Source organism: Burkholderia reimsis (assembly GCF_003294055.1).
Lineage (GTDB): Bacteria > Pseudomonadota > Gammaproteobacteria > Burkholderiales > Burkholderiaceae > Burkholderia > Burkholderia cepacia.
In genome coordinates this window covers 1-13,896 of record NZ_QMFZ01000082.1, presented here as the reverse complement: position 1 = coordinate 13,896, position 13,896 = coordinate 1, and the positions used below count along the sequence as shown (strand labels likewise).

9 protein-coding genes and 1 pseudogene are annotated in these 13,896 nt (G+C 53.8%); 4 read left to right on the top strand and 6 right to left on the bottom strand.

Going from position 1 to position 13,896, the window contains the following annotated elements; translation table 11 throughout:
* Positions 1-383: 383 nt before the first annotated feature.
* From galU to DPV79_RS42975, 6 genes and pseudogenes are all read right to left on the bottom strand, one after another.
* Positions 384-1,252, bottom strand: a pseudogene (gene galU / locus DPV79_RS40840) (UTP--glucose-1-phosphate uridylyltransferase GalU).
* 79 nt (positions 1,253-1,331) lie between these two features.
* Positions 1,332-2,426 (bottom strand): bacteriohopanetetrol glucosamine biosynthesis glycosyltransferase HpnI, encoded by a 1,095-nt coding sequence (hpnI, locus tag DPV79_RS40835; protein ID WP_244321908.1) that lies wholly within the window; start codon positions 2,424-2,426, stop codon positions 1,332-1,334.
* Positions 2,427-2,518: 92 nt separating this feature from the next.
* The gene (gene mdoH / locus DPV79_RS40830; RefSeq protein ID WP_113048104.1) at positions 2,519-4,837 is read right to left on the bottom strand and encodes a glucans biosynthesis glucosyltransferase MdoH; all 2,319 of its coding nucleotides are present in this window, start codon (positions 4,835-4,837) and stop codon (positions 2,519-2,521) included.
* A 1-nt stretch (position 4,838) separates the two neighbouring features.
* Complete coding sequence (locus DPV79_RS40825; RefSeq protein WP_244321907.1) at positions 4,839-5,777, bottom strand: polysaccharide biosynthesis/export family protein; 939 nt, start codon at positions 5,775-5,777, stop codon at positions 4,839-4,841.
* 188 nt (positions 5,778-5,965) lie between these two features.
* Positions 5,966-6,967, bottom strand: coding sequence for a KpsE/RkpR family capsule polysaccharide export protein (locus DPV79_RS40820; RefSeq protein WP_244321906.1), 1,002 nt, complete (start codon positions 6,965-6,967; stop codon positions 5,966-5,968).
* Positions 6,968-7,928: 961 nt separating this feature from the next.
* The gene (locus tag DPV79_RS42975; protein WP_165843640.1) at positions 7,929-8,204 is read right to left on the bottom strand and encodes a hypothetical protein; all 276 of its coding nucleotides are present in this window, start codon (positions 8,202-8,204) and stop codon (positions 7,929-7,931) included.
* A gap of 761 nt (positions 8,205-8,965) precedes the next feature.
* Between DPV79_RS42975 and DPV79_RS42425 the strand changes: the two genes are divergently transcribed.
* The 4 genes from DPV79_RS42425 to DPV79_RS42415 form a co-directional block, all read left to right on the top strand.
* Positions 8,966-9,205 (top strand): hypothetical protein, encoded by a 240-nt coding sequence (locus DPV79_RS42425; protein ID WP_133295794.1) that lies wholly within the window; start codon positions 8,966-8,968, stop codon positions 9,203-9,205.
* Between the two features lie 139 nt (positions 9,206-9,344).
* On the top strand, positions 9,345-9,677 hold the full coding sequence (locus DPV79_RS40810) for an H-NS histone family protein (protein WP_244321905.1): 333 nt from the start codon (positions 9,345-9,347) through the stop codon (positions 9,675-9,677).
* 103 nt (positions 9,678-9,780) lie between these two features.
* A complete protein-coding gene (locus tag DPV79_RS42420) occupies positions 9,781-11,460 on the top strand; it encodes a ShlB/FhaC/HecB family hemolysin secretion/activation protein (protein ID WP_133295793.1) in 1,680 nt (559 codons plus the stop codon).
* 80 nt (positions 11,461-11,540) lie between these two features.
* A partial coding sequence (locus tag DPV79_RS42415; protein ID WP_133295792.1) for a two-partner secretion domain-containing protein occupies positions 11,541-13,896 on the top strand: 2,356 nt, incomplete at its 3' end.

Here is a 13,896-nt window from a genome sequence, read left to right as displayed (position 1 = left end):
CGCATTGCCATGACGCTTGCGCATCACGGCCTCCAGTTCGGTACGTTGTTCGCTCGTCAGCATCGTTCTCGGCATGCCCAAGCATATGGGATCGATACATCCAATTTCAATGATTCATCGGACTAGCGTCAATCGCGAATGCCTATATTGCCGCATCGTTGGGCACCCGTCGCCGCTTGAGTGACGGCAATTTACCCCGAGGAGTGTCTTAGCCGGGTGCTTACCAAGCTTCGCGGACGAGAAATGGACAATTGAAAGCTCACGGCGGCGATCTACGGCACGAGGTCCGCGCGAGACATGATTCGACATCTGCGCAAGCGTTACTTCTCGTCCTCGACGCCGGCGGCTGAAGAGAGATCTTTAGTTCGAAAATTGTAATCAATTTATTCGGGTCTATGCGTGATGGGTGTTCGTGTGGTCAAGTACTGCGCAAAGTCATTCGCCACCTCGGGATGGCGGAGAGCAAAATCGACTGTCGCCTTTAGATAGCCAAGCTTGTTACCGCAGTCGTATCGCGTGCCAGTGTATTTGTACGCGAGGACCTGCTCCTCAGACAACAAAGCCTGAATTCCGTCCGTCAGTTGCAGTTCACCGCCGGCGCCGGGCTTTATTTCACGAAGATGCTTGAAGATACAAGGCTTAAGGATATAGCGGCCGACAACGCCGAGGTTCGATGGCGCGACGTCAGGTGCCGGTTTCTCGACGATCCCGGAAATCTTGATAATAGATTGCTCCCATTCCTTGCCGTCGACAACTCCATATGATTTCGTTTCAGAGTTGGGTATTTCCTCAACTCCAATGACCGAGCTATGATAATGATCGAAAACATCGACCATTTGCTTCATGATGGGTTCTTTGCCATAAAGTAGATCATCGGCCAAAATGATCGCAAATGGATGATCGCCGACGAGCTTTTCGGCGCAGAGAACGGCATGCCCGAGACCAAGTGCTTCCGGCTGTCGTTGCGTGGCTTGATACTTTTCACAAGCTTCAGCAAGCTTTCCTTGCCACGCGCTTGGAGTTCTGCTTCAACCTCATATGATTTATCGAAGTGGTCTTCAATGGATCGCTTGCTCCGGCCTGTAACAAAGATCATTTCAGTGATTCCAGCAGCGATCGCTTCCTCGACAGCGTACTGGATCAGAGGTTTATCGACAACTGGTAGCATTTCCTTAGGGCTGGCCTTAGTGGCTGGTAGAAACCGCGTGCCTAAGCCAGCTACGGGGAATACGGCTTTCGTTACTCTTGGCATTTCATTTTCCTGAATAGAAATTGTAACGGATCGAAGCGATTTTTCTGGATAAATCGTTCCACCCATTTTTTTGAGGATGTTAATTTGAAATGGGGACGCGCCTGCCACGCCAATGGACATGAGCGCCTACGGATGCTCCAATCCATTGAAATAGTAGGGCGATATCCCGTAGTGGGATCAATGGGAGATCAAAGATAAAATCCCTCCATCCATGGCAACCTCGTGCGTGGACAAGCAAGCGGGCCATTGTGCCGATCACGGTGTTAGTAGCCAACACCATTTCGGCGGTGTGCGAAGGCGACACCAGTGTGACGGGGTGCAGGCACGCAGTTTCCAGGAGACAAAGGCTCAGGATCAGCCAAGGCGTGGTAAATGTTACAAAAAGAAATGCAAAGCCTCCTGGATTGACGGACCGAATGGTGCGCAGCCATCTGGTCTCCCTTTTCCACAGATCGCGTAATGTCCATTCAATAACGTCTGTCGTTACGAGAAAGGGAGACAGTACCGTGTTGAGGCCCTGGTCCCGGGCGGACTTAGCCAACATAAAATCATCGGCGAGGCAATCCTTCAGTGCTTCGAAGCCTCCGATTCGTGCGAGGGTGAGCTTGTGGAAGGCGAGCGTCGCTCCGAACCCGAACGAACGAGACCCGACCGTGTGGGCAACACGCACGGACGGCGCAAACCATTCGTTGATGAACATCGCACCAACTCTGGACCATAAGCCAGCGATTCCGCGGGCTTGGTACAAGCACGTGGACACGCCGACCTGGCGAGTGCAGTCGATCACTGGAGCCGTTACCACACGAAGGTAATCGCGTGAGACGGCGATGTCACTATCGGCTAGGACCAAGATGTCGTGACGTGCGTGCGAAATCATGTTGATCAGATTACTGACTTTCCGATTGGTACCATGAATGCGTGAATCAACAATCAAATCGATATGGAGATTTGGGTACGCATTCTGCAATCGATGAACCACCTTGACGGCAGCATCGTGCGCTGACGCGACGCCAAAGATGATCTGGAAACGGGGGTGATCTTGTTCACAGAAAGTTGCAAGATTCTCGAAGAGCCGCGGTTCGTCGCCGCATAAGGGCTTTAGTATGCTGACGGACGAAGGCGCGTTCTTATAGGTTATTGCCCGAATCTTCGTCTGGGATCGCAGGCGAGGCATCGCCAAGGCGGCAACGAGGGCATATAAAGATGTCAAACAGCATAGGCTCACCATTAGCCAAATGCCTGCAGTCCAAAGTATTCTCACATCCATCACGCCGCCTCTTGAGAACTAGAGGTCACTGTCGGAGAAGATCCTCGGATCGCCATTATGTGAAGCGCATCAAAACAACCCCGTTCGCTTAGTGCGAGCAGCATGTTTTTCCCGGTCAAGCGCTTGCCTTCCATAATGATGGGAAGGAGGCGATGGGCGACGTGCGGTCTGACGCGCGTCTCGGGTCGATGCTTGATGTAGAAGTCAATGTCGTGTGTGGCGTACTCCATGACGGCTTCCGGATCGTTTGCGTCGGGAAGGTCGTGTCGCAACTCGTGCTCCCAGCGGATCGTGTCTCCAATGACCTGCGGCGTGTAGGTTTCTTCCGGAATAGTGAAGAGCTTGCGAGCTTGTATCCAGTCGATGGTCAGGCTGGTAAAGCGAGCAATCCAGACGCTACCCGTGAATCCGGCCAGGATCGGAAAGAACCAGAGCATGATGTCGCTTGGCGTCACCCACTTGTTCGAGAGGACCTCGATGATGAGTGCGCGCGCGTTCGAGATGCCGTCGACGGCATAGGCCATGGAGACCCAACAGATGATTCCGATCACGCTTACCCAGCCGAAATGTCGGAAACAATCAGACCACGGGAGCGGATCATCGTCACGCTGTTGAGTTCCCCACGAGATACTCTTTCGCTTGGCCCAAAGCCATACAAACCGGGTGACGTAGATCATCATGATCGGGGAGAAAAAGAAGGAGAACACCGTTTCGAGCAGCAACGACCAGGCGAGCTTGTCCTTTCCGCCAAAACCACGAGCGCGATCGCTCTTTACGTGTACGGCGAACGCCAGGAAGCGCGGCATGAACAGGAATACCATGGACGAAACAAGCAACATCATCATCGGCATTTCCAATAGCCGGATGGACCCGATCACGAGATTCCCTTTGCTCAAAAAATGAACCATTCCGTATGCCGATACGACCAGGAACGTTGCCCAGAGCGGAGCGGCGAGATAGCCTACCGATCCGTTGAGGAACGTCTCCCGATGAACCGAACGAAGTCCGTCGATGAACAGGAACCGAAGATGTTGCATGTTGCCCTGCATCCAGCGGCGTTCGCGAATCAGAAATCCTAAAAGATTGGCGGGAATCTCTTCGTAGCTTCCTTCAAGTTCCGGGAGGAACCAAACTTCATAGCCGGCACGCGCCATCATTGCGGATTCGATGATGTCGTGGCTGAGCGGCTTGCCGCCCCACGGGGCTTTTCCTGGTAGTTCGGGGAGAATGCAATACTTGATGAACGGTTTCATCCGGATCATCGCATTGTGCCCGATGTAAGATGCATGCCCCATGAACATGGCTTGCAGGCTGTATGAAAAAACTGAACCGTAAAGTCGACCGGCAAACTGCTGCATCCGGCCAAACAGACTGCGGCGCATGACCGGTTTGGGGTTGGTTTGAAGAATGCCGATGCGTTGATTTCCCTCCATCATTCGCAGGAGTTCAACGATCGTTTTGCCGTCCATGATGCTGTCCGCATCCATGACCAACATGTACTCATACTTCTTTCCCCACCGCCGGCAAAAGTCGCTGATGTTGCCGAGCTTGGCATTCTGGTTGACGGGACGACGCCGGTAAAAAAAACGTCCTTCCGGAAAACGCGCGCTCAGCTTATGCACGGCACTTTGTTCAACGACGTTGTATTCGAGCTTGCGGCTGTCCGACAGGAGGAAGTTGTCGAAATGGTGAGCGTATTCTGGGAATTCATGCGCGATCGATTCCCACGTCGCGGCCATGCCGGCAGCAACCCGCGGGACATCTTCGTGGTAGACCGGATAAACGATGGCGACCTTTGCTTCCCTTCGTGGTTCGCGAGCCGACTTTGACGGGTGCCATGGGTTGTTGCCCGGACCCCGAAGGGTGTGCCAAGTTCCGAGCGCCAGCTTGAAAAAATTCGAGGCGAGGAACCAGGTCATGATTCCATAGATCACGAGATAGATCTTGATCGTGATCTCGGGCATTTGTTGCGCGCGCAGCGTGTAATTCGACAGAAGCAGAATGATGGTGGTAGTGACGAAGGTCAGCGCAAGCGTAACCTTGCGCCGATATTCGACGACCTGCTCCCAACGGGGAGGCTCGCCGATTGGCGCGCGCAGGTCATGCGAGCGCCAGAATCGGCGCCATATGTTGTGTTTCCAGGACACGTTCAGCGGAGGAGGGGCGACGGTGATCCGCTCTGGCTTGGGCTGGATCACCGACTCCTGATTGGCTTCGAGCCATGCGTGGAGGTCGTCCCATGTGCGCACCGACGAGCGGAGCTGTGCGGCCTCCCCGGCGGGGAGGCCTAAGCGATCAATGTAGGCAGCGAACGTCATATCATCGGACGGCCTGGACGGGGACCGCGAGCTGAAACAGGATGCTCAGCGCGCGCTGAACGGGTACGATCGGTGCTTCTGCGACGTAGACCATATCGCCATCCTTGATCGGGAATTTGTGAGACGCGACCAGCCCTTCGAGTTTGTTCCAGGCGAAGTTGTAAAGCACGGGGCGTTCGCCCTGCACGGGCTCTTCAAGCACGAACACGGCGTGATCATCTGCGGCGTTGGCGTCCAGGCCCGACGCCGAAGCCAACACTTCGGCCAACGTGGGGACGTGCGCGAAATCAAGCTCACCGTTCTTGTGAGCGCCACCACCGACAACCGTCACTCGTACCAGCGGAGCGCGTCTGACTAGAACTCGATCACCCGGGGCCAGCGCGATTTGCTGGGTCAAGGCTTCGTCAAGCGGCAACGTCACGGATGCGCCCTTTCGAACGACCGTTACCTGCGTGGCAAGGCTGTCGCTGCGCTGGCCGTTCGCCGATCCGATGAGGTCCGCGCCGTTTCCCAAGGCTTGGGTCAAGGCCGAGGCGAGCGAAAGTCCAGCCGGCGTCCACGGGAGCGATTTGGGCGCGCCGATTGCCCCGGTAACGAGGACACTGCCTTGCGGCGTGGAGGTCACGGAGATCTTGGCGGACGGACTCTGCAAAATGCCCAGCGCGGCGAATTTACGTGCGATCGCCGTTTGCGCGGCATCGAGCGTCAGCCCCTGAATCGATGTCGGGCCGACATAGGGAAGGTCGATCTTCCCGGCTTCGGAGACCGTGTAGTCCCCGAGGTCGATCGACGTTGGGGCGTTGGATACTCCCTGCGGCGAATCCGAGCCGGGCCAGGGTGAAATCGTCCAGACTTGAAGACGCAATGCATCGCCGGGCGCAAAGGTGAACGCCCCGTGGCGCTTCTCGCCGGACAGTGACGCCAGCGATTGCTGGAGCATTGTTTGTCGGAGCGTTATCTCGGTCGCTGTTCGCTGTTGGGCGAGAGCGGGCGTGACGTTCACGATATCGACATCCTGGCTCGACGTCACGGAGGATGCAGAGGGTCCAGCGGACGGCAGGGTGCCACACGCGGACAGTGCCAACGCACTGCTCAAAAGTCCGAGGCGAGTGGTTAGAAAGAAGTGCTTCATCGGAGAAGTCCCCACAAAACGAGAGTCGCAAGCAGTACGCCGGCGATCCATTCCAAACGCCGTGGCAGTTCGGGGGCATGCGGGCTGGACGGGGCACTAATGATGTTCAGGTAATACTTGTTCTTCATCGCGTTCAGTTGCGCCTGCTGGACCGCAGTTTCAACTTCACGCAACATGGATATATCGTTGTCGCGTGCTACCGTCAGCTCGTCATAACGTGCTGCTTGGCGTGAAAGAATCTTGCCTTCGTTTTCCGTGCTCGAGATCTTGGCTTGAATGGCGGCCATGGCCACCGTTAGATTTTTGGCGACAGGGTTATTGGGTGTAGCTTCCGAGATGGCGTCGTACTGCGCCGCCATTCGAGTTTTTTGTTCGGCCAGCGAGTTGAGAAGCGCCAGGTTGGAGTTGTACAAGCCGGAGGGGTCGTGCATGCCGGTCGAGGTTCGATAGGCGGCGAGCGCGGCACCGTCACTCTTCAATTTGGCCTCGACCGCGGTGCGTCGATCGACTGCGTTCCTGATGTAGTCCGCTTCCTGTTGGCGGTTCATTTCGTCGATATGATGAACGGCGTCTTTCAATACCTGCTCGGCGATCGTAGCGGCAAGAGAGGGGGAATAGCCCTCAACCGACAAGGAGACGATTCCGCTGTTTTGGTCGATTGCGGTATTTACGCGCTTCTGGTAGTAATGCCACAGCGTGACGTCGCTTTTACTGAAGAATGTCGAGAATCCACCGAAGCGACTGACGAAATCTCCGTGGCTGAAATGTTCTGGCAAATTGATCGTCTTGGATACGTTTAGGTATTCATCCCAGGAGCCGACGTAATCCTTGACGATGTATGCGCCCTCTGTAGAGTTACCGCCGCTCGTACCCGAGAGCATCGACGAGAGGTTTTCTGAAGCCTGAACCGGTTTGTAAACAATGAGGGATGCCGTCGACACATAGATGGGCGACGCGATCAGCAGAAAGTAGACGAGGCAAACAATGTTCGGGACCATGAAAACGGTCCAAAAAAGTGGCTGGCGAAGCGCTTTCATAATATCCGATGGTCTATAAGGATTTGTTTATAATTTCGAGTATTTTTTTGCGAGTAATCGGAATTTGTGTTTGATGTGTATGAAATATATCGACTTGGGAAGGCGAGAAGTACCGTCCTCGTCGCCGTGTTCAGTGGTATCCCCGTGATGCATCATGTCACCAGCTTTGTAAATTTTGCGTTACGTGATTCATCGCATGAAAGCGCGTCACCCATTTGTACCGGATGCTAAAGTGCAATGCAACCCCTTGAGTCGGGAGTTGCATTTATTAGTGTCTATTGAAATATAATGTGTTGTTGTGATTTGTGGTGGAATTTTGATTGACTGAGTTTCCAATTAACTGGGGCGGTGATGCGGAGTTTCATTAGTGATGCGCGCCAATAAACGTGCTAGCGGTGCTGATTTCCATGCTCGACGCCCAGCATCCCCTAGATGTTGTCCAGATCGATCATACATAGGCCGCATATTGCTGGTAAGCGGACGGGGCGGTCAGACCATTGGTGGACCCTGGCTCTCGCTGGCGCTTGACCCTGGTCATCATGGTGTGTTGATGAAGTGCGCATAACGCAACTGCCGGTCGTTGTACGACTGCCTCTGACAACTGGTTGCTCAAACATAATTGTCCTGGGCTGTTGGCTTCATGAAGGTGAATTTGTCCGCGAAGCCGCGACCATCACGCTCCGGTACAGGTTGCGCAACGTCAAACCGGCGCTGTACTTGCCGTGTCCTGTATTGACAGCAGCGCCGTCGCTGGCGAGCCGCGCGACATGCTCGGCGGATTTGATCAGCCCAAACAGCGTAACCCAGCGCGCCGAAACTTCGAAGTCGCGTTCGCGGTTGTTAGATGCGGTGGTGTGCGTGACATTGTTGCTCTCGATGAGCGGCTAGCGGTCCCGGTGCCTATGTGACGGATATTTGAGGGCTACGTTAATCGATATTCTTTCGTCCCTTTCAATTTCCCGTCGATGTGTGGTTGACGAGAGACGCGACGGTCGGGCGCCGTTGCGCGACGCGAAAACTGAACGGATTTTGAATGGGTCGAGTTTTTGCCTATTTCGTAGGCACGTTTCCGGGATTCGTAAAGCGGCTTTTGTGACATGTTGTCGTCGATATTCGAGATGGCCAACACTACTGCCGAGCCGGAAGCCCGTTCAATTTCGGTCGCGTGATCAACTGTTTCGGCTCGCTGATCACTCATTACGGGAACGCGATCATCCATTTCGTCAAGATGATCGCTCGTTTCGGAAGCCGGTGATCGGCGATCACCTTTGACCGAAACGGCCGATTGCCATCAATCGGAGCTGCTGATCACGTTTGCTGAAATACCTGCCATAACGAATCGATTGCACGCCATCCTGCAATGTGTCGTAACTGCTGTGGATTTTACGGAAATTATATTGCAGCCCCCGGAAAGAGGCGGGCAGGTTCATCTTTCAACGGTTGGCAAGTTGTTGACATTTATTGATAAGGTTTTGTGGTGTCTGTTTGTTCATTAATTGGCGTGTTTTATTGTTTTGGATGTGAAGTATTTTAGATGGATTCTGTTTGTAGTCGATAATTGTCATACTTTGTTCTTGGGTGAATCTGGCGGTAGACAATTTGAGATGAAGTTGCTACGTTGTTTCCAAGCGCATCTTGAGATAAGGGGGCAGTAATAACGATGGCCGTGCTGCGAAGCCTTTGACTCGATAGATGCACTCATCCATGTTGTTTGAATGAGTCATGTATTGCTGCACGGAGTGATGTAAATTTTTGGGGGGCTGTGTAAGGATTGTGCCCGACATCGCGTGGCCCCGCTAAGTGATCACGGAAAATTTTCGGCAGAAGCAACATCAGTTTGTATTGATTGAGCGGCTATCGAAGTGTGCGTTGATGGAGCGCGCAGGACATATCCGGGAGGGCGATACGTGGTAAGAGATGACGCACTTAGTTGGATTGAGCATCGGAGGAGATGTCGCGATGCAGATCGGCGAACGCTTGTTGGCTCCAACTCCTATCTTGACTAAACAGAAACATGGTCGTCCGTTGATCGATGAGGGCGGGTTGTTTCGACGCTTGCTTGGCATCAAGCGTACATTCCACCGTCCGTCGTCTGATCGGATGGTGATGCGAGCACCCATGCTCAAACATCAGCTGTCTCCACAACATGTGCGATCGAAGACGAGCGAATTTTCTTGGCGCTTGGTTATGATGCTTTGATGCTAATTCATCGGGGTGGGATGTTTGTGGCTTGCCCGAGATTGATTTTGTGATGTGATCTGCTGATTTTATTAATAAATTATATATGCAGTGTTGTTAAGAGTGGGCTGTGCTAATAGATATCTGAGGGAGAGGGTTGATGAGTTCGTATAAGGAAATTCTTGAAAAGATTGAGAAGCTACATGCAGAGTTGACGTTGGCAAGGGAGCGAGAGGCACGGGAGTTCGCAGGTCAAGTCAAGAAGGCTCTTCAGGATGCCGGGATCGACGTCAATTTTATGCTGAGCGGGAGAAAGCCGGGAAGGCTAAAAGGGGACAAAATAAAGCCAAAATATTGGAATCCGGAAACAGGGGAGACCTGGAGCGGTAGAGGAAAGATGCCGTTATGGCTGCGAGGTAAGAAGATTGAGGATTATCTAATTGATAACGGTGAAGCGCCCGATGCTGGTTCCCACACCCCTCGAAGTCAGTAGCTTCAATCGAATGTCTGGGGCGATTTTGATATAAATTTTTTCATCCGGCATGCTCGTGTTGTCTGGAGCTTCGGCCTATTTATGTACAAAGTAGACCTGAGAGATGATATCAAAAAATATTTCAAAGAGTTTGCGGCGACGCGGAGGATTTGGAAAAATTCGATCGTCGTTTGCATGTATCTCGTTTCTCGTATTGGCCGGAAACGCAAGTGCTGTTTCGGTTCAGAGATTTTCCTATTCGTTCAACGACCAAGAGGCGGGTTTAGGCAAGGTGTCTGCTCAGCTCGCGAAGCAATCCGCTATGTGGGTTGGCGAGGTGGTTGACGAAGTTCATATGAGGGAGTGGCGGGGCAAGCTCACCGCGGTGCTGCGGCAAAGCGGGTATCCGATCGGACTCATAGTGCTTACGAAATCAGCTCAGGCGGACGCGCAGCGAACCGGGGTGGTGCAGTTTCGTGTTTTTTTGGGCGCGATTGGGCGGCTGGATTTGAAAAATACCTCGCGCGTTTCTGACGAGCGCCTTTTGCGCACGATTCGTCAAGCGATGTGTGAAGAGCCTCAGGATGTCGGGCACGGCTGTGTACTTGAAGCCAGCCGACTGGAGCGTGCCACCCAATTGCTGCAGGACATTCCGGGTGTTTCGTTGGCTTCAGCTCCGCAATTGGATAGTTCGGGCGTAGCCACCGGAGAAACTCACATGGTGATGCAGACTGAGCCGCGCGGGAAGCCTTGGACGGCGGATCTGACGTTGGACAACGGCGGAACCCACTCGACTGGGTCACTTCGCTTGGGCGTTGTTGCATCAGGAAACAACCTCTTCGGAGCCGGCGACCAGTACCAAGCATCTCTATTTACAACGAACAAGCATATGTGGAGTGGATCTGCAGGAATGAGCGCTCCGCTTGGCTACGACGGCCTACGCTGGTCAACTTCGGTTGGGAGGTCGCTCTATTCCATCAATGAAGGCGTGCTTGTCAAGGCTGTAGCCGATGCCGTCAGCGTTGGTGTCGTCTATCCGTTCGTTCGTGGTCTGGACTTGAATGTCAATGGTGTCTTGGAAGCGATGGAAACACGCACGCGTGTGACTTATCCCGATTATGGATTTGCGGTGCATTCGCGCTTACATGCGATACGTGGCACGCTCTCTGGTAATGATGGTGACCGTTCCCAACAATTGGGACTTAGCCAGTGGCAGGGGAGTGTCGCATTAACGGTCGGTGATCAACAAAATGATGATTCCCAGGATGTGGCTCCCAAGAGAGCGGGACACTATGCCAAGCTCTTTGCCGCGATTTCGCGCCGACAAAATGTGACAGATTCCGGAAATATATACGCAGTCGCGAATGTTCGAGGTCAGTTATCAAACAAGAATCTCGACTACAGCGAAATGCTGAGCTTGGGAGGGCCTTCCGGAGTTCGAGCATATCGTTCTGATGAGGGGGCGGTAGATCAGGGCGTCATTGCGTCACTTGACGTGAAGTGGCGGTTCGCAGCGCCGTGGGGGGGGCAAATTTTGCCCGGCGTTTTTGCCGACTATGCAGTAGGGCAAGTAAACCGGAAGCCCTGGCTGGGCTGGGAGACGGGGTATCCGGGAGTGGCGCATATCTCCAATCGCCGGCGACTGGCTGGGTACGGGGTGAGCCTGGATTGGGTCAGTCAATCCGGCTTGACTGCTTCGTTGGCGTGGGCCAAGCGTTTTCCTTTCTCTGACGATTCGTGGATATCACCTGGCAGTGCAAATTCAAGAATTTGGATCACGCTTTCATTTTTAAATAAAACATAGGAGAACTATTTAAAAAATATAGGTGATTTTTTTGTGAATTTGAGGTGTGTTGCCGGAATTGTTAATTTGGGAGATGGACGATGAACAAGAATATCCACAAGCTTGTCTTTGACAAGAAGCGAGGCATGCTGGTTGCTGTAGGGGAGGACGTTACGCCCAGCCGCAAGGTGCCTGGAGAAGCGAACGGTGCGGGAGCAACGCGGCGATTGCTGCGCTTGACGCCGATTGCGTTTGTCGCATGGGCGATCTGTGGTGATCCGACGCTGGCGCAGGTATTGCCAAGCGGCGGTCGAGTGGTTGGTGGGCAGTCGACTATTTCGTCTCCGAATGTCAACACGCTGTTGATCAATCAGACTTCACAACGTAGCGTCATCGACTGGAATTCGTTCAATGTCGGACAGGGTAATACTGTCCAGTTTATTCAGCCGAACGCACAGTCCCAGTCGCTCAACCGTGTAGTCGGGGGCTCGGCGAGCAATATCCAAGGCGCGCTGCGAGCGAACGGACAGGTGTTCATCCAGAATCCCAATGGCGTAATTTTTGGCAAGAATGCAACGGTAGACGTCGGTGCAATCCTGGCAACGACCAAGCAGATTTCTGCGTCCGACTTCATGAACGGAAACCAACTGGTCTTGAGCCGGGGAGCTGGTGCTACTGCTGCGACGGTGGAGAATCAGGGAAGTATCAAAGCTGCGCCGGGCGGGTATGTTGTGCTGATGGGTGATCAGGTCCGCAATAGTGGCATGATCGGTGCCGAGCGCGGGCAAGCCGTTTTGGCTGCGGGTGATACGGCCGTGGTCAGCCTCGCGAACGGCCAAGGAATCCAAGTCGGGTTGACCAGTGCAACGGCCAAGGCGTTGGTGGATAACAGTGGGCAGATCCAGGCGAGTAACGGATCGGTGCTATTGACTGCGCGCGGCGCTGATACGCTGCTGCAGACGGTAATTAACTTGTCTGGTGTGGTTACCGCAGAATCGGGTGCGGTGGTACTCGATGCTGGCAACACCGGTGACTCTGTGATGAGCGGTGCAATCGACGTGGCGGGTCGAGCCCCAGGTGCGCGCGGGGGCACCGTCGTACTCGGTGGGAGCCGGATCGGGTTGTTCGGTAACGCCACGGTTGATGCCAGAGGGGATGTGGCCGGCGGTCAGGTCATTATCGGCGGCGACAGCCTGAAGAAGATTCCGGGCAGTTCTGCGGCGAACCTGATCGGTGAAATCGGGATGGCCGACTATACGCAAATCGATGCGGGTGCGACTGTGCGAACGGGATCGGCGCATGGTGATGGCGGCTTTGTGGAGACATCGGGTCACAGCTTGTCCGTTAACGGGACCTTTGATGGAGCCGCGCCGAACGGGCGCGGGAGCCAGTGGCTGATCGATCCGACTGATGTGACGATCAGTTCGGCGGCAGACAGCGGCTATTCGGGCGGCATTACAGGCGGTTTCAATACGGGCGGCGGTGCCACGGCAAACGTCAACAACGCAACGATCGCGAATGCTCTCAACGTTGGTTCGACAGTGACGATCACCACGGCGGGAACCGGGCCGAGCCAAGGCGATATTTCCGTAATCGCACCCGTGGTGGGTGTGGATGGCAGTCTGACACTGGTTGCAGATAATAATTTCACGACCCATTCCGCAATTTCTGCGCCGAATTTAAATATATCTGCAAACAATATTGACATCGCGCCAGGCGGGACGATAAGAATTGCTGAAACGGCGAATATAACGTCCTACAATTTTTTGCTTCACGCGAATCATACTATAAACGTTGAGCCAGGGGCTGGTTTGGTTTCTGGACCTGATTTTTACGGTGCTGGTGACTCGACCGGACATACGCTATCAGGATTGGTTACTGCTGACAATGTCACGGTAGGTTCCGGTAGTGGACTTTCTGCAGTTATTCCTGCTTATAACGAAAGTGGATTGGGTTCAAAGGTTGTTGCAAATAATGTGACAATCGAGAGCGGGGCGTATCTGGCTGTTACGGATCTGGTTGCCAAAAATATAAGTGCCAGTGGCTCGGGGGCAGCAATTGTTGATACCGCATGGCTCGGATCGAATGTTTACGGCTCCGTAAATATTTCTGCGAATGGCGGAATTATTGATTCTGTTCATGGTACTGATGTAAATATCTCGGCAACAGGTGATTTATCGCTAAGGAAGGTAATCGGACAAAACGTTACTGTAAATAGTGGCAATCTCGCGGTATTGTCGGGCGGAAACATAAGTGCTACCAACGTGACGCTGCATGGAAATCAGAGTTTGTCGCTGGCGGCGAACAGTGCAGTGGCGGGCAGCGTTAATACGAACATCACCGCACCGAACCTGAACATCGCGGGCAACACCGGGATGGCTGGCGTGGGCAACACGACGGTGTCGGGCGACAACGTGACGGTGGGCACCGGCGGCGACATCGGTGGCGACAACGTGA

What these genes read in the sequence shown, in the direction of transcription:
- hpnI (WP_244321908.1), bottom strand. Translation starts at nt 2,426, where the DNA reads ATGCCTCGCCTGCGATCCCAGACGAAGATTCGGGCAATAACCTATAAG.
- mdoH (WP_113048104.1), bottom strand. Translation starts at nt 4,837, where the DNA reads ATGACGTTCGCTGCCTACATTGATCGCTTAGGCCTCCCCGCCGGGGAG.
- DPV79_RS40825 (WP_244321907.1), bottom strand. Translation starts at nt 5,777, where the DNA reads ATGCTCCAGCAATCGCTGGCGTCACTGTCCGGCGAGAAGCGCCACGGG.
- DPV79_RS40820 (WP_244321906.1), bottom strand. Translation starts at nt 6,967, where the DNA reads ATGGTCCCGAACATTGTTTGCCTCGTCTACTTTCTGCTGATCGCGTCG.
- DPV79_RS42975 (WP_165843640.1), bottom strand. Translation starts at nt 8,204, where the DNA reads ATGAGTGATCAGCGAGCCGAAACAGTTGATCACGCGACCGAAATTGAA.
- DPV79_RS42425 (WP_133295794.1), top strand. Translation starts at nt 8,966, where the DNA reads ATGCAGATCGGCGAACGCTTGTTGGCTCCAACTCCTATCTTGACTAAA.
- DPV79_RS40810 (WP_244321905.1), top strand. Translation starts at nt 9,345, where the DNA reads ATGAGTTCGTATAAGGAAATTCTTGAAAAGATTGAGAAGCTACATGCA.
- DPV79_RS42420 (WP_133295793.1), top strand. Translation starts at nt 9,781, where the DNA reads ATGATATCAAAAAATATTTCAAAGAGTTTGCGGCGACGCGGAGGATTT.